Source organism: Pseudomonas sp. N2-3-1-14 (assembly GCF_041228395.1).
GTDB lineage: Bacteria > Pseudomonadota > Gammaproteobacteria > Pseudomonadales > Pseudomonadaceae > Aquipseudomonas.
Map to the genome: position 1 here is coordinate 2,619,567 of NZ_CP166199.1, position 14,796 is coordinate 2,634,362.

11 protein-coding genes and 2 riboswitches are annotated in these 14,796 nt (G+C 63.2%); of the genes, 7 read left to right on the plus strand and 4 right to left on the minus strand.

Annotation, left to right across the window (positions count from 1 at the left end):
- The first annotated feature begins 84 nt into the window (after window positions 1-84).
- The 3 genes from AB5I78_RS12250 (at window position 85) to nfuA (ending at window position 4,122) form a co-directional block, all read left to right on the plus strand.
- Entirely contained in the window at window positions 85-2,391 is a 2,307-nt protein-coding gene (locus AB5I78_RS12250) for a fatty acid cis/trans isomerase (RefSeq protein WP_369303232.1), read from the plus strand.
- 64 nt (window positions 2,392-2,455) lie between these two features.
- Window positions 2,456-3,478: an acyltransferase gene (locus tag AB5I78_RS12255; RefSeq protein ID WP_242197609.1), complete on the plus strand. Its 1,023-nt coding sequence runs from the start codon at window positions 2,456-2,458 to the stop codon at window positions 3,476-3,478.
- A 59-nt stretch (window positions 3,479-3,537) separates the two neighbouring features.
- On the plus strand, window positions 3,538-4,122 hold the full coding sequence (nfuA, locus tag AB5I78_RS12260; RefSeq protein WP_017136914.1) for a Fe-S biogenesis protein NfuA: 585 nt from the start codon (window positions 3,538-3,540) through the stop codon (window positions 4,120-4,122).
- A 195-nt stretch (window positions 4,123-4,317) separates the two neighbouring features.
- Here nfuA and cobM read toward each other — a convergent pair whose 3' ends face one another.
- From cobM to AB5I78_RS12280, 4 genes are all read right to left on the minus strand, one after another.
- A complete protein-coding gene (gene cobM / locus AB5I78_RS12265) occupies window positions 4,318-5,064 on the minus strand; it encodes a precorrin-4 C(11)-methyltransferase (protein WP_369303233.1) in 747 nt (248 codons plus the stop codon).
- Between the two features lie 69 nt (window positions 5,065-5,133).
- Window positions 5,134-5,526: a cobalamin biosynthesis protein gene (locus AB5I78_RS12270; protein ID WP_262206479.1), complete on the minus strand. Its 393-nt coding sequence runs from the start codon at window positions 5,524-5,526 to the stop codon at window positions 5,134-5,136.
- The gene (locus AB5I78_RS12275) at window positions 5,523-6,230 is read right to left on the minus strand and encodes a CbtA family protein (protein WP_369303234.1); all 708 of its coding nucleotides are present in this window, start codon (window positions 6,228-6,230) and stop codon (window positions 5,523-5,525) included. The genes AB5I78_RS12270 and AB5I78_RS12275 overlap by 4 nt, the downstream gene beginning before the upstream one ends.
- 11 nt (window positions 6,231-6,241) lie before the next feature.
- Window positions 6,242-6,430: a CbtB-domain containing protein gene (locus AB5I78_RS12280; RefSeq protein WP_032875937.1), complete on the minus strand. Its 189-nt coding sequence runs from the start codon at window positions 6,428-6,430 to the stop codon at window positions 6,242-6,244.
- 97 nt (window positions 6,431-6,527) lie between these two features.
- Window positions 6,528-6,735: riboswitch (cobalamin riboswitch) on the minus strand.
- Between the two features lie 897 nt (window positions 6,736-7,632).
- Window positions 7,633-7,837: riboswitch (cobalamin riboswitch) on the plus strand.
- A gap of 92 nt (window positions 7,838-7,929) precedes the next feature.
- Between AB5I78_RS12280 and cobW the strand changes: the two genes are divergently transcribed.
- The 4 genes from cobW (at window position 7,930) to AB5I78_RS12300 (ending at window position 14,728) form a co-directional block, all read left to right on the plus strand.
- Entirely contained in the window at window positions 7,930-8,997 is a 1,068-nt protein-coding gene (cobW, locus tag AB5I78_RS12285) for a cobalamin biosynthesis protein CobW (protein WP_106580323.1), read from the plus strand.
- 3 nt (window positions 8,998-9,000) lie between these two features.
- The gene (gene cobN, locus AB5I78_RS12290) at window positions 9,001-12,762 is read left to right on the plus strand and encodes a cobaltochelatase subunit CobN (protein WP_369303235.1); all 3,762 of its coding nucleotides are present in this window, start codon (window positions 9,001-9,003) and stop codon (window positions 12,760-12,762) included.
- Window positions 12,763-13,073: 311 nt separating this feature from the next.
- Complete coding sequence (locus AB5I78_RS12295; RefSeq protein ID WP_106580321.1) at window positions 13,074-14,072, plus strand: ATP-binding protein; 999 nt, start codon at window positions 13,074-13,076, stop codon at window positions 14,070-14,072.
- A gap of 53 nt (window positions 14,073-14,125) precedes the next feature.
- Window positions 14,126-14,728, plus strand: a complete 603-nt coding sequence (locus tag AB5I78_RS12300) for a VWA domain-containing protein (protein ID WP_369303257.1) — start codon at window positions 14,126-14,128, stop codon at window positions 14,726-14,728.
- Window positions 14,729-14,796: the final 68 nt, after the last annotated feature.

The window sequence follows — 14,796 nt, forward strand, 5'->3', positions numbered from 1 at the left end:
GAATATCGTTCATGTTGGGGCAGGGCCTGGCCCGGTAGACTGCTGGCACTTTTATATCGCACGCATTGAATCGGGACCGGATACATGTCACTTCGCCTCATCATCAGCGCCGTCCTGGCCTTGATAGCCAGCAGCGCTCATGCACAGGCTTTACCGCTAAACAGTCCCGTCCCGGCGATTTCTTATACCCGCGACGTTCAGCCGATCTTCACCGAAAAGTGCGTGGCCTGCCACGCCTGTTACGACTCAGCCTGCCAGCTCAACCTGGGCAGTGCCGAGGGCGCGGCGCGCGGCGCGACCAAAGTGCCGGTCTACGACGGCGAACGCAGCCAGGCCGCACCGACCACCCGGTTGTTCGCTGATGCCTTCGGCAAGCAGGCCTGGCAGCAGAAGGGCTTCTACTCGGTGCTGGACGCCCAGGGCAGCCAGGCCGCATTGATGGCGCGCATGCTGGAGTTGGGCCATAACGCGCCACTTGAACCCAATGCCAAACTGCCCGACGAGATCATGCTGGGCCTGAACCGCCAGAACCTGTGTGCCATGCCCGGCGAGTTCAATGCCTACGCCGGCGCGCATCCCAAGGAAGGCATGCCGCTGGCCGTCACCGGCCTGACCGACCAGCAATACCAGACGCTGCAGCGCTGGCTGGCATCCGGCGCACCGATTGATGAGCAAGGCCTAGCGCCCAGCGCCAGGGAAGCCTTGCAGGTGCAGCAGTGGGAAAACCTGTTCAACCAGCCCGGCGCCCGCGAAAGCCTGGTTGCGCGCTGGTTGTATGAGCATTTGTTCCTGGCGCACATCTACTTCGAGAACGGCGAGCCGGGGCATTTCTTCCAATGGGTGCGCTCACGCACGCCGAGCGGCCAGCCGATTGATCTGATCGCCACCCGTCGCCCCAACGATGATCCAGGCACCCAGGTTTATTACCGCCTCTGGCCGGTGCAGGGCGTGATCGTGCACAAAACGCACATCACGTACCCGTTCAGCGCGGCGAAAATGGCCCGCATCAAGGCGCTGTTCTACGCCGGTGACTGGCAGGTCAACGCCCTGCCGGGCTATGGTCCGGGGCGCCGGGCCAACCCGTTCGAGACCTTTGAGGCGATTCCGGCCAAGGCGCGTTACCAGTTCATGCTCGATAACGCCGAATACTTCGTGCGCACCTTTATTCGCGGGCCGGTGTGCCGTGGGCAGATCGCCACGGACGTGATCCGCGATAATTTCTGGACCCTGTTCCAGGACCCGGACCACGACCTGTACATCACCGATGCGCGTTATCGCGGCCAGGCCACGCCATTGCTGGCGATGCCGGGGCAGAACGACGACGTGGGCAGCGTGCTCGGCCTGTGGCTGGCCTATCGCGACAAGCGCAACCAGTACGAGGCCTTGCGCCGTGACAGCTACGCAGACTTGCCGCCGCCGAGTTGGTCGAGCCTGTGGGCGGGTAACGACAATGCCTTGTTGAGCATTTTCCGCCATTTCGACAGTGCCTCGGTGACCAAGGGCCTGATCGGCGAGGTGCCGCAAACGATGTGGTTGTTCGATTACCCGTTGCTGGAACGCACTTATTACCAGTTGGCGGTGAACTTCGATGTGTTCGGCAACGTGTCGCACCAGGCCCAGACCCGGCTGTATTTCGACCTGATCCGCAATGGCGCCGAGCAGAACTTCCTGCGTCTGATGCCGGCCGATACCCGCGATGATTTTATGGACGATTGGTACCAGAACAGCGGCAAGCTCAAGCTGTGGCTGGACTATGAAGCGATTGATGATGACAAGCCGAGCGGCTTGCACCTGGATGAAAAGGACCCGAAGCGCGATTTTGCCAAGCAGTTGCTGACGCGTTATGGCTATTTGAATGCCAGCCCGGATCCGATCAACCGCTGCACCAGTGCCTATTGCTCGCGCGACGGGATTGAGCCGGCGCTGCAGGATGCGGAGCAGGCGCTTAGTCGCCTGACGTCGAGGCCGGCGGCGGGGCTCAAGGTGATCGACCAGTTGCCGGAAGCGAGCATGCTGCGCGTTGAAACGGCCAGCGGCAAACGCGTGGTTTACAGCATGCTGCGCAACCGGGCGCACAGCAATGTGGCGTTTTTATTGGGCGAGGCTTACCGCTATCAGCCGGGGCTGGATACCCTGACCATCTACCCCGGCGTGATCAGCAGCTACCCGAACTTCATGTTCAATATTCCGGCGCAGGAAGTGCCCGAGTTTGTGGCGGCGATGGAGAATGCCAAGGACGCCAAGCGCTTCGAGACGATCGTCGATCGCTGGGGCGTGCGCCGCAGCCATCCGCTGTTCTGGCAATATTTCCACGACTTGTCGCAGTACATCCGCGAAACCACGCCGGTGGAAGAAGGCGTGCTGGACATGAACCGCTACGAGAATCTTTGATCGACCTTTGACCGTCCGCCATGGTCCCAACTTCATCTAGATGAGTTGGGAAGGGCGGCAAACAATGTTGATCTCGGTACAGGCGTTGCGCGCGCTGGCGGCCTGGACGGTGGTAGGGCACCACTTCATGCAGATTTTCTTCGGGTTCAAGGCGGACACGGCCTTGGGCAGGTTATTTGTCGAAAAGGGCGCCGCGGGCGTGGACGTGTTTTTTGTCATCAGCGGCCTGGTGATTTTCCTTTCGACCCAGGACAAGGACCTGCCGCCGTGGCGCTTCCTGTTGTACCGTCTGCTGCGCATCGTGCCGGCCTACTGGTTCTACACGCTGCTGATGGCGTTACTGGTGGTGGTCGCCCGGCCAATGTTGCCGGACCAGAGCGTCGATGCCGCCCACGTGTTGATGTCGCTGTTGTTTATTCCTTCGCAAAACCCCGGTGGTTATGGCGTTTACCCAACCCTTAACGTCGGTTGGACGCTGAACTACGAGATGCTTTTTTACCTGCTGTTTGCCTGGGCCTTGCTGTTTCGTCGGCAATGGCGACTGCTGGTGGTGGCGGCGTTGCTGTTTGCGGTCTGCGAGGCCTGGACCTCGTTTGGCTGGATCAGTGAGTTCTATCGCTCGGACATTGTCGTCGAGTTTCTGATGGGCATCGGCATCGGCATGCTCTACCGCAAGGGCTGGATTCGCCCGGGGTTATGGCTGCCGCTGCTGGGAATCGCCGCAGCGCTGCTGGCGATCTATCATTGGCCGGCTTCGCCCCGCGCCTTGACCTGGGGCCTGCCGAGCGCGGTATTGGTGGTGGCGTGCGTGGCGCTTGAGCGATTCTTCGTCAACTATCGTCTGCTCAAAGTGCTCGGGGACTGCTCCTATTCGGTGTATTTGCTGCACGTGTTAGTGCTTTCGGCCGGTGGCTATCTGGCCCAGCGTTACGGCCTGAACCCTTATGCCGTGCTGGCCGTGTGCGTGGTGATCATCGGCCTGAGCGCCATGGGCAGCTACCGATGGCTGGAGCAGGGCAGTTATCGCGTGCTCAAAGGCTGGTTTGATGGCGACGAACGGTCGAGTTTATCCCGACAAAAACACTAGGACTTTGTACCTCTGTAATGATTTGGCGTAAACTGCCCGCAAGCCTGTGAGGAGTTTCCATGACTGCCATAACCATTACCGACGCCGCCCACGATTACCTGGCCGACCTGCTGTCCAAGCAGAACACCCCAGGTATCGGCATCCGCGTCTTTATCACCCAGCCCGGCACCCAATACGCCGAGACTTGCATCGCCTACTGCAAGCCCGGAGAAGAGAAACCTGAAGACACCGCCCTGGGGCTGAAAAGCTTCACCGCCTACATCGACAACTTCAGCGAAGCCTTCCTCGACGACGCCGTGGTCGACTACGCCACCGACCGCATGGGCGGCCAGTTGACCATCAAGGCGCCCAACGCCAAGGTGCCGAATGTCAACGCTGACAGCCCGGTCAACGAGCGCATCAACTACTACCTGCAAACCGAGATCAATCCGGGGCTGGCCAGCCACGGCGGTCAGGTCAGCCTGATTGATGTCGTCGAAGACGGCATCGCCGTCCTCAAGTTCGGCGGCGGTTGCCAGGGTTGCGGCCAGGCGGACGTGACCCTGCGTGAAGGCATCGAGCGCACCTTGCTCGAGCGCATCCCCGAGCTCAAGGGCGTACGTGATGTGACTGACCACACGCAGAAAGAAAACGCCTACTACTGAGTAAGGTGTTCGCTGCGAACAAAAAAACGGCGCCCCGTGAGCGCCGTTTTTTTATGCTTAAAATTCAGTATCTTGCGCAATCTACTTAACAAAGTAGATCAACTGTGGGAGCTGGCTTGCCTGCGATGACGGCAGATCAGTCGACATGTCCGGTTACTGACACACCGCTATCGCAGGCAAGCCAGCTCCCACCCTTCAGGGGCGATAGAGGTGCGCGTGGCCTGCACGGTACAGCGAGGATTCACTGAAGCTGTCATTCGCCAGCACCCGCCCAACCACAATCAATGCCGTGCGCCGGAAACCCTTCGCGGCCACTTTCTCGGCAATATCACTCAGCGTACCCACCACCCAATCCTGATCCGGCCACGTCGCCCGGTGCACCACGGCAATCGGGCAATCTGCGCCATAGTGCGGCAACAGCTCGGCGACGATCTTCTCCAGGTGATTAACGCCCAGGTGAATCGCCATGGTCGTGCCGTGGCGCGCCAGGCTGTCGAAATCCTCACCGGGCGGCATGCGGGTTTTGTCGGCATAACGGGTCAGGATCACGCTCTGGGCGATGTCCGGCAGGGTCAGCTCGGTCTCCAGCAGCGCCGCGCAGGCCGCCACCGCCGTGACCCCTGGAATGATCTGGAAGGGAATGCCCGCCTCACGTAAATGGCGGATCTGCTCGCCAATCGCCCCGTACAGGCTGGGGTCGCCGGAGTGCACGCGCGCCACATCCTGGCCCTTGGCATGGGCGGTCTTGATCAAGTCGATAATCTGTTCCAGGTGCAATTCGGCGCTGTTGACCACCTGTTCCGCCTGATGACCGTCCAACACCGCCGCTGGCACCAATGAGCCGGCATAGATGATCACCGGGCAACTGCGGATCAACCGTTGGCCTTTGACGGTAATCAATTCCGGGTCGCCGGGGCCTGCGCCGATGAAGTAGACGGTCATGGGAATTCCTGTTGAAAAACGGGCGAGCATGAAGATTGCTCATGATCGAGAAGGGCGATTATCGGGTTTTTAGTCGGCACAGGCCAATGCAAAGGTGGCCTGGGCGACTTTTTTGCGCGTGATCAGCAGGCGGGCGGGGCGGTGGGAGAGCTGTTCAGCCAAGGCCAGGGCGGCACTTTCGGCGATGCCGTAACAGCCGGTATGGGCAAACGCCACCGCAGATCTGTGACTGAGGCGCGGTTCAAACACCGCCAATTGCGTTGCGCTGAAACACTGCAACGGCAGGTTCAATACCTGCGCCAAGGCAAGCAGCCCCGGTTCATCGCGCTTGCGGTCGATACTGGCCAGCGCGGTGATGCGCTGGCGCTCGATACCGCCCTCGGCAAGGGCGGCGTCAAACAGGCCGAGCAGGGTGTGAACATCACACCCGCGCTGGCAACCCAGCCCGACCACCAGCGTCATGCCGAGTATTGATCGTCGCGATTGCGGCGAAACAGCCAGGCGCTGATCAGGCCCAGTGCCAGCCAGAAGGCGACGTTGGTCAGTTGCGAGGCGATCTTGAACTGGGCTTCCAACGCTTCTGGAGCCAGCATCGAATGCACTTCAGGTTGCGGCGCGCCGATCACATGCGGCACGGCCAGGATCGCCACGCCCAACACTTTGAGCAGCCAGTTGCGACCAAACACCAGCAGCGCGATACCCGCCGCCGTGGACGCCGCAGTACCGATCCACCAGATCTGCCGCTGCGCCAGGTCGGCGGCAGCGGTGCCCGGCAACTCCGGCGGCAGGCCCAGGGTCGGTGCCAGTACAAACGTCGCGTAACCGGCCAAGCCCCACAGCAGCCCTTGAGCGGTGCGGGTTGGCGCGCGCAACGTGTAAAGGCCGGCCAGCATCAATGCGAAACCGACCGCAACCACCAGGTTACCGCCAGTGGTGGACAGCACGCGCTGCCAGCCGTCTTCCGGTTCCCAGGCTTCGGCGTCGTGGGTGTGAGCGGCGGCGCCTTCAGCGTGTACATGGGGCACGACTTCGGCAGCGGCAGGCGCGTTTTCAAAGGTTTCCGCCTGCAGAATCAGCGGGGCGACCCAGAAGCTTTGCAGCAGGGTCAGCAGCAGGGCGGCGAGCAAGCCGGTGAAGCCTGCGGTTTGGGCGATACGCTTGATCATGTCGGCAGGTCTCAGTGGCACGGGAACGCGGCGCTGTGGCGGGTATCGTGGGCAGCGTTGTGCACCGCCTCGATATGCGAGAAACCGGCGAAATACACCAGGCACGCGCCGAGGATCGACGCACCAATGGCGGCGGTCAGGCGTTGGCTCAGGGTGGCGGTGCTACTGGCGGAGTGCGAGGTGCTGCTGATGATCGACATGGGCGCGTCCCTTCGGGTTTCGGGGTGAAACGAGCGCATGAAAACCCTGCGAGCCGGGCACGCAGGGTTCTGAACAGCGCCCGCCCACCGCGGGTTTGTTATCTGAATTTTTTCGGGCCGGTCTCCGGGCTTGCGAGGGACGCTGGGTCTAAAAAGCATCGCCTTCCCATGCCGTACAGGCACAGTGGTTATGACGCTTCGCTCGCTTACCGTTGCGGGGGCAGCACCGGACTTCTTATGTGCAGGCATAAGTCACCGGTTTCCCGTTTCACCCTGTGAAGGGCACCCGAAACAAGGTGTGTAGGAGAGCATGGGGGTGGGAGGGGAGTCAAATGGGATGTCTGGTGTACATATCCGTTGCTGCGGTAACGGCCACTTAGGGTTCCGCTCTTACAGCGGGTCACTTTTAGCAAACGCCCGGAATGCTGGCCCAGCCAAAAGCAACCAAAAGGTCTTTGCCCCACCACTCGGTGCCTCGCCTGCGTTCGGCCAGCGTGGTTAACGGGGCTTGTCAGATTAAAAGCAGAGCAACACATGATCCATCTGATCAACTGAGATCCAAATGTGGGAGCGGACTTGCCCGCGAATGCTGTGGTTCAGTCAGCCAATGTGTCACTGACCCACCGCCTTCGCGAGCAAGCCCGCTCCCACAAGTTGACCGAGTTCAACTGCCAGCACCGCAGTGTTTTGCTTTTCTGTGTGAGCTGGCTTGCCTGCGATGCAGACAACTCGGTGTATCAGGCATAACCAGTTGATGCCATCGCAGGCAAGCCAGCTCCCACATTTGATTGAGTTCAGGTTCCAGAATCAGGTCGGCTGTCAGGCCGCCTCGGTTTTGCTTCTACCACTCAGGTCGGCTACTAGGCCGCCGTGCTTTTGCTTTTGATCTTGATCTTAGGCGCCCCGTTAAACCACGCTGGCCTCACGCAGGTTTTGGAGCGTGGGTAAACCGGCAGGACGCCGGTTTAGCCGTGTTGGGCCATGGATGGCCCGTCGCGGCGGCCCACGCTCCAAAGCCTGCGTGAGGGCACACCGAGCCTAAGCGAGGTGCCGAGTGGTGGGGCAAGAGCCTTTTGGTTACTTTTGGGCTCTTTTCAAAAGTGACCCGCTGTAAGAGCGGAACCCATAGCCGCCCTCACCGCAGCAACGGATATGCACACCATCCACCCAACCCCATCATTGACCATCCCCCACGCACTGCGTAGCCTTGGCACCCTCGAGGTTCTTCGGCCCACGCCGAAGCTAAGAAGGGAACGCGGTCCAAGCCGCGGCTGCCCCCGCAACTGTAAAGGGTTCAACTGACTGCCACGCCACTGCCCTTAACCAAGGCGGGAAGGCGCAGCCAGCGCCGGTCGCAAGACCCGCAAGCCCCAAGCCAGGAGACCTGCCTCGTAACCGATTTTCTACTTCAACCGGGCGGGGTGATCCGGTGACGAAATCCGCTCCTGCGCGCCGCCGCAGGGCCTATCGTCCCGTATGCCCGCCCCAAAGGGCATCCGATGAAAACACTGGCCAAACTCCCCGTCACCATCGTTACCGGCTTTCTCGGCTCGGGCAAAACCACCTTGCTGCGCCACATGCTCGACAACGCCCAGGGCCGTCGCATCGCCGTGATCGTCAACGAGTTCGGCGAGTTGGGCATCGACGGTGAAATCCTCAAACAGTGCTCCATCGGTTGCACCGAAGAAGAAGCCAACGGCCGCGTCTACGAACTGGCCAACGGCTGCCTGTGCTGCACCGTGCAGGAAGAATTCTTCCCGGTCATGCGCGAACTGGTCGCCCGTCGCGGCGACCTCGACCACATCCTCATCGAAACCTCCGGCCTGGCCCTGCCAAAACCGCTGGTGCAGGCCTTCCAGTGGCCGGAAATCCGCAGCGCCTGTACGGTTGACGCCGTGATCACCGTGGTCGACAGCCCGGCCGTGGCCGCCGGCACCTTCGCCGCGTTCCCGGACCAGGTCGACGCCCAGCGCAAACTCGACCCGAACCTGGACCACGAGTCGCCACTGCACGAGCTGTTCGCCGACCAACTGGCCAGCGCCGACCTGGTGATCCTCAACAAGTCCGACCTGATCAGCCCTGAAGACCTGGCCCGCGTGCGCCTGGAAGTCGCCGAAGAGCTGCCGCCCGCGGTGAAAATCATCGAAGCCAGCAGCGGTCGCCTGCCACTGGACGTGCTGATCGGCCTGGGCGCCGGCTCCGAAGAACACATCGACGGCCGCCACAGTCACCACGATCATCACCACGACGGTGAAGACGACCATGACCACGATCACGACGCCTTCGACTCCATCTCCATCGACCTGCCGCAAGCCGACGAAGCGCTGCTGCTCGACGCCCTGACCCAGCTGGTGGTGCAACACGGCATCCTGCGCGTCAAAGGTTTTGCGGCAATCCCGAACAAGCCGATGCGCCTGTTGATTCAGGGCGTGGGCACGCGTTTTGACAAACACTTCGACCGCGCCTGGGGCGCCGACGAAGCGCGCATCACGCGCCTGGTGCTGATCGGCCAGGAACTGGATGCGGCGGGCCTCGAAGCGCAACTGCGCGCCGCCCTCAGCGTTTAACCCATGCACCTGCTCAGGACCCAGCCCGGTGGTTTCGTCTCGGACGACAATATTGCCGACTTAGGCCAAACCCCCGCTGAACTGGTGATCCTGTGCAGCGGCGATTCCAGCCTGGCGCTGCTGGCCGAAGCGGCTCAGCAGTTGCCCGACGACTACCCCAGCGTTCGCCTGGCCAACCCGATGCAGGTGCAAAACCATGCCTCGGTCGACCTGTACGTCGATGAGGTGCTGCGTCACGCCAAGGTCATCCTGATTTCGCTGCACGGCGGCATCGGTTATTGGCGCTACGGCATTGAACGCCTGGTGGAGCTGGCCGAGCGCGGCGTGCAGCTGATCCTGGTGCCGGGTGATGATCGCCCAGACCCGGAACTCAGCGGCTTGAGCACCGTAGGCGCTCAAGCGCGTGATCGCCTCTGGCACTTCCTGCGCCAGGGCGGCCTGGGCAATGCGCTGGATTTCTATCGCTGCCTGGCGAGCAGCTACCTGGGCCGCGACTACACCTGGGCCGAGCCGCAAACCCTGCCGCGCACCGCGATTTATCACCCGCACAAAGCCAACGCTCGCCTCAATGATTGGCTGGCGGACTGGCAGGCCGATTTTCCGGTGGCGGCGGTGCTGTTCTACCGCTCGCATTTGCAGGCGGCCAATACCGGTTTTATCGACGTGTTCTGCCAGCGTTTGCAGGCGGCGGGCCTCAACCCGTTGCCGATGGCGGTGGCCAGTTTGAAAGAGCCCGGCTGCCTTAAAGTGGTCGAGGACTTGCTGGATGAAGTGCAAGCGGCGGTGATTCTGAATACCACCGGCTTTGCCCAATCCAGCCCCGAAGCGCCGCACCTGCGCCCGTTTCGTCGCAATGTTCCGGTGATCCAGGCGATTTGCGCCCAGGACAACCAGCCCGGCTGGGAGGCCAGCGAACAAGGCCTCGGCCCGCGCGACCTGGCCATGCACATCGCTTTGCCGGAGCTGGACGGGCGCATCATCAGCCGGCCGATCAGCTTCAAGGACCTGGCCTGGCGCAGCGAGCGCAGCCAGTCCGACGTGGTGTGCTACCGCGCCGCGCCCGAGCGCATGGATTTTGTCGCCGAACTGGCGCGGCGCTGGGTTGAACTGGCGCGGGTGCCGAATGCGCAAAAGCGTATCGCGCTGATCCTCGCCAACTACCCGACCCGCGACGGCCGCATCGGCAATGGCGTGGGGCTGGACACGCCGACAGCAGCGCTGAACATTCTGCGCGCGCTGCACGCCGAAGGTTACCCGGTGCCGAGTGAGTTGCCTGCCAGCGGCACCGCGCTGATCCATGAACTGCTCGGCGGCGTCACCAATGACCTCGACAGCCTCGACCTGCGCCCGTGCCATCAAAGCCTGGGCCTGGACGACTACGAGGCGATGTTCAAGCGCTTGCCCGAGGCCAATCGCCAAGCGGTCATGGAGCGCTGGGGCACGCCGCACAACGACCCGATGTGCCGCGACGGGCGCATGATGATCGCCGGCCTGCGCCTGGGCCAGACCTTCGTCGGCATCCAGCCCGCGCGCGGCTATCAGGTCGACCACAGCGCGGTGTACCACGACCCGGACCTGGTGCCGCCGCACGGCTACCTGGCGTTTTACTTCTGGTTGCGCCACACCTACGGCGCCCACGGCGTGATCCACGTCGGCAAGCACGGCAACCTCGAATGGCTGCCGGGCAAAGGTGTGGGGCTGTCGGAAAATTGCTGGCCCGATGCGCTGCTGGGGCCGCTGCCGAACATCTACCCGTTTATCGTCAACGACCCGGGCGAGGGCGCCCAGGCCAAGCGCCGCACCCAGGCGGTGATCATCGACCACCTGATGCCGCCGCTGACCCGCGCCGAAACCTACGGCCCGTTGCGTAACCTTGAGCTGTTGGCGGACGAGTACTACGAGGCGCAATTGCTCGACCCGCGCCGCGCCCTCGAGCTGCAAAAAGACATCCTCAAGCTGGTGCGCGAAACCCGTATCGACCAGGAACTTGAGCTGGATAACGACGCCGACGCGGCGGTCTGGCTGCCGCGCCTGGACACCTACCTGTGCGACTTGAAGGAGTCGCAGATCCGCGACGGCCTGCATATCTTTGGCGAGTCGCCCGACGGCCGCCTGCGCATCGACACCTTGTTGGCCTTGCTGCGCATCCCGCGCGGCGATGGCCGTGGCCCGCAATCTAGTTTGCTGCGCGTGTTGGCCAAGGCCTTCGAGCTGGGCTTTGACCCGCTCGATTGCGCCCTGGCCGAGCCCTGGACCGGGCGCCGACCCGAGGTCTTGCAAAAGATCGATCAGCAGCTGTGGCGCACCGCCGGTGATACCCGCGAGCGCCTGGAGTTGTACGCCGCGCGTTTGATCGAGCAAGCACTGGAAGGGCCGCTTGAGCAGCTTGAAGAGCCCGGCTGGGACGACGTGAAGTCGGTCATCGAGAGCCTGCGCATCGTCGTCGCGCCACGCCTGGATGCCTGCGGGCCGGCGGAAATGCGCGGCTTGCTGGATGCCTTGAGCGGTCGCTTCGTACCGGCCGGCCCCAGCGGCGCGCCGAGCCGTGGACGCCTGGACGTGCTGCCCACCGGGCGCAATTTCTTCAGCGTGGATGTGCGCAACCTGCCCACCACCACGGCCTGGCGCATCGGCTTCCAGTCCGCCAACCTGATCCTTGAACGGCACCTGCAGGACCACGGCGATCATCTGCGCCAACTCGGCCTGTCGGTATGGGGCACCGCGACCATGCGCACCGGCGGCGACGATATCGCCCAGGCCATGGCGCTGATGGGCGTGCGCCCGGTCTGGGCCACGGGCAGCCAGCGCGTGGATGACTTTGAAATCCTGCCGATCAGCCTGCTGGACCGTCCGCGCGTTGACGTAACGCTGCGCGTGTCCGGGTTCTTCCGTGATGCCTTCGCCAACCTGATCCGCCTGTTCGACGCCGCGGTGCAGGCGGTGGCGGCGCTGGATGAACCGGATGACATGAACCCGCTGGCGGCCAAGGTGCGCAGCGAACGTGAAGCACTGCTCAGCGCCGGCCTGGATGAGAACGCCGCTGCAAAACAAGCCGGCTGGCGCATCTTCGGCGCCAAGCCGGGGGCTTATGGCGCTGGCGTCCAAGGTGCGATTGACGCGCGGCTGTGGCAGAGCCGCGAGGATTTGGCCGAGGTCTACTTGAACTGGGGCGGCTACGCCTACGGTGGTTCCGATGAAGGCACCGCCGCCCGCGAACAGTTCGCCCAGCGCCTGAGCCAGGTGCAGGCGGTCCTGCAAAACCAGGACAACCGCGAGCACGACCTGCTCGATTCCAACGACTACTACCAATTCCAGGGCGGTATGCTCGCCGCTGTGGAAACCCTGAGCGGCGACAAGGCCGCCAGTTACCATGGCGACCACAGCCAGCCGGACTTGCCGAAGATCCGCACCTTGAAGGAAGAGCTGAACCGGGTGATCCGTGCCCGCGCCGCCAACCCCAAGTGGATCGAAGGCGTGAAGCGCCATGGCTATAAAGGTGCGTTCGAAATGGCCGCGACGGTGGACAACCTGTTCGCCTTCGATGCCACCACGGCGCTGATCGATGACCACCAATACGCGTTGCTTGCCGACGCTTACCTGCTTGACGCTGACACCCGAGCCTTCGTGCAGCAGCACAACCCTGACGCGTTGCGCGACATGACCGAACGCATGCTCGAAGCCCAGCAACGCGGCCTGTGGCAAGAGCCCGGCGCATACCGCGAGGCGTTGGAAAACCTGTTGCTGGATATAGAAGAAGACAGCTAGCGTACGACCACCGACTGTCGCGGCGAGCAGAATTGTTGTGGCAAGCAGACGTGTAGCAAGCGGGCTGGTTGTGGCGAGCGGGCTTGCCCCGCGTTGGGCTGCGAAGCGGCCCCAAAACCGCACACCCGGTTCTTCCAGGAAAACCGCGTTGGCTGTATTAGGGCTGCTTCGCAGCCCAACGCGGGGCAAGCCCGCTCGCCACAACAAGCCCGCTCGCCACAACAAGCCCGTTCGCCACAACGAGCGGTAGACACGACCAGCCCGGCCACCTCAGGGGATTGCCTGTGCCGCAGAATTTAACGAGAACATGCATGACCGACATTCCACATTTCCCGCTGTCCGCCGTGGTCGGCGCCGATGAACTGAAACTGGCGCTGTGCCTCACCGCCATCGACCCGAAAATCGGCGGCGTGCTGATCGAAGGCCCGCGCGGCATGGCCAAGTCGACCCTGGCGCGTGGTCTGGCCGACCTGCTCGCCAGCGGCCAGTTCGTCACCCTGCCGTTGGGCGCTACCGAAGAACGCCTGGTCGGCACGCTGGACCTGGACGCCGCATTGGGCGAAGGCCGCGCGCAGTTTTCCCCTGGCGTACTGGCCAAGGCCGATGGCGGCGTGCTGTACGTCGATGAAGTCAATTTGCTCGCCGATCACTTGGTGGACCTGCTGCTGGACGTCGCCGCCAGCGGCACCAACCTGATCGAGCGCGATGGTATCTCGCATCGCCATTCAGCGCGCTTCGTGCTGATCGGCACCATGAACCCGGAGGAGGGCGAGTTGCGCCCGCAACTGCTCGACCGTTTTGGCTTCAACGTGGCGTTGAGCGGGCAAACCCTGCCCGCCGAGCGTGGGCAAATCATTCGTCGGCGCCTGGATTTCGACAGCGACCCCGCCGCATTCTGCGCCCAGTGGGCCGAGCAGCAAGGCGCCTTGCGTGAGCGCTGCACCCAGGCGCGGGCGCGGCTCGACAGCATTGAGCTGGATGACCAGTCTCTGGCGCAGATCACCGAGCGCTGTTTCGCCGCCGGTGTCGATGGCTTGCGCGCGGACCTGGTGTGGTTGCGCGGCGCACGCGCCCATGCCGCCTGGCGTGGCGCCACCGCCATCGCCGAGCAAGACATCGAAGCCGTGGCCGAATTTGCCTTGCGCCATCGGCGGCAAGAGCAATCCCCACCGGCGAGCCCGCCCAATCAAGGCCAGGCGCCCAAACCTTCCGATTCTTCACCCGGCCAGGGCCAGTGGGGAGACATGCCCGCGCCAGCCTTGCCCACGGGCGCACGCCGGGAAGTACCTGCCTGGCCAAAAAAGCCTTAGGCATTCGCCCTCGTCCTGACGCGGGGGCGGATGCCCGACCCAAGGCGGGGCGACTGGACAAAGGCAGGCACGGCAAGGCGCGCAGTGCAAAACACGGCACGATCAACTGGCCGGGCACCTTGCTCGGCGGGCGGCCGCACGGCCGCGAGGATCTGCGCTACCACCTGCGCACCCGCGCGGCCCACGAGTTGTGGCTGGTGATCGTCGATGCCTCGGCCTCCACGCGGCGCCATGGTGCGTTGACCGACGCCAAAGGCCTGCTCGCGCAGCTGTTCGACGACGCGTACCGCCAACGCGCACGCATGGCGTTACTCACGGCCAGCGGCCAGTCGCCCACATGGCAAGTGCAGGGTTTGAAGGCCGCCAAAGGCTTGACCGGATGGCTGGCGCAACTCGGCGCGGGCGGCGGCACGCCGTTGCTGGCGGCGTTGTCTGAAGCGGGGCAGTGGCTGCAGGCGCGACGCCAGCGTTACCCCGCCGAACGACAGCGTCTGCTGGTGATCACCGATGGCCGGCTCAAGGATATTGCCGGTTTGCCAGCGCTCGATTGCCCGGGGCTGCTGGTGGATATCGAGCGCGGTCCGATCACACTCGGGCGAGCAGCACAGCTGGCGCTGGCGCTGGATCTGGACTATCGGCACATCGACAGTCTGTAGCGTTAATAAACTGAACTCTGCGCGATTTGCGCTTGTCCCCGCTTCCCATGTCACCCCCGCCTGCCAAA

Coding starts and splice junctions, on each gene's coding strand:
- AB5I78_RS12250 (WP_369303232.1), top strand. CDS start 85: ATGTCACTTCGCCTCATCATCAGCGCCGTCCTGGCCTTGATAGCCAGC.
- AB5I78_RS12255 (WP_242197609.1), top strand. CDS start 2,456: ATGTTGATCTCGGTACAGGCGTTGCGCGCGCTGGCGGCCTGGACGGTG.
- nfuA (WP_017136914.1), top strand. CDS start 3,538: ATGACTGCCATAACCATTACCGACGCCGCCCACGATTACCTGGCCGAC.
- cobM (WP_369303233.1), bottom strand. CDS start 5,064: ATGACCGTCTACTTCATCGGCGCAGGCCCCGGCGACCCGGAATTGATT.
- AB5I78_RS12270 (WP_262206479.1), bottom strand. CDS start 5,526: ATGACGCTGGTGGTCGGGCTGGGTTGCCAGCGCGGGTGTGATGTTCAC.
- AB5I78_RS12275 (WP_369303234.1), bottom strand. CDS start 6,230: ATGATCAAGCGTATCGCCCAAACCGCAGGCTTCACCGGCTTGCTCGCC.
- AB5I78_RS12280 (WP_032875937.1), bottom strand. CDS start 6,430: ATGTCGATCATCAGCAGCACCTCGCACTCCGCCAGTAGCACCGCCACC.
- cobW (WP_106580323.1), top strand. CDS start 7,930: ATGAAAACACTGGCCAAACTCCCCGTCACCATCGTTACCGGCTTTCTC.
- cobN (WP_369303235.1), top strand. CDS start 9,001: ATGCACCTGCTCAGGACCCAGCCCGGTGGTTTCGTCTCGGACGACAAT.
- AB5I78_RS12295 (WP_106580321.1), top strand. CDS start 13,074: ATGACCGACATTCCACATTTCCCGCTGTCCGCCGTGGTCGGCGCCGAT.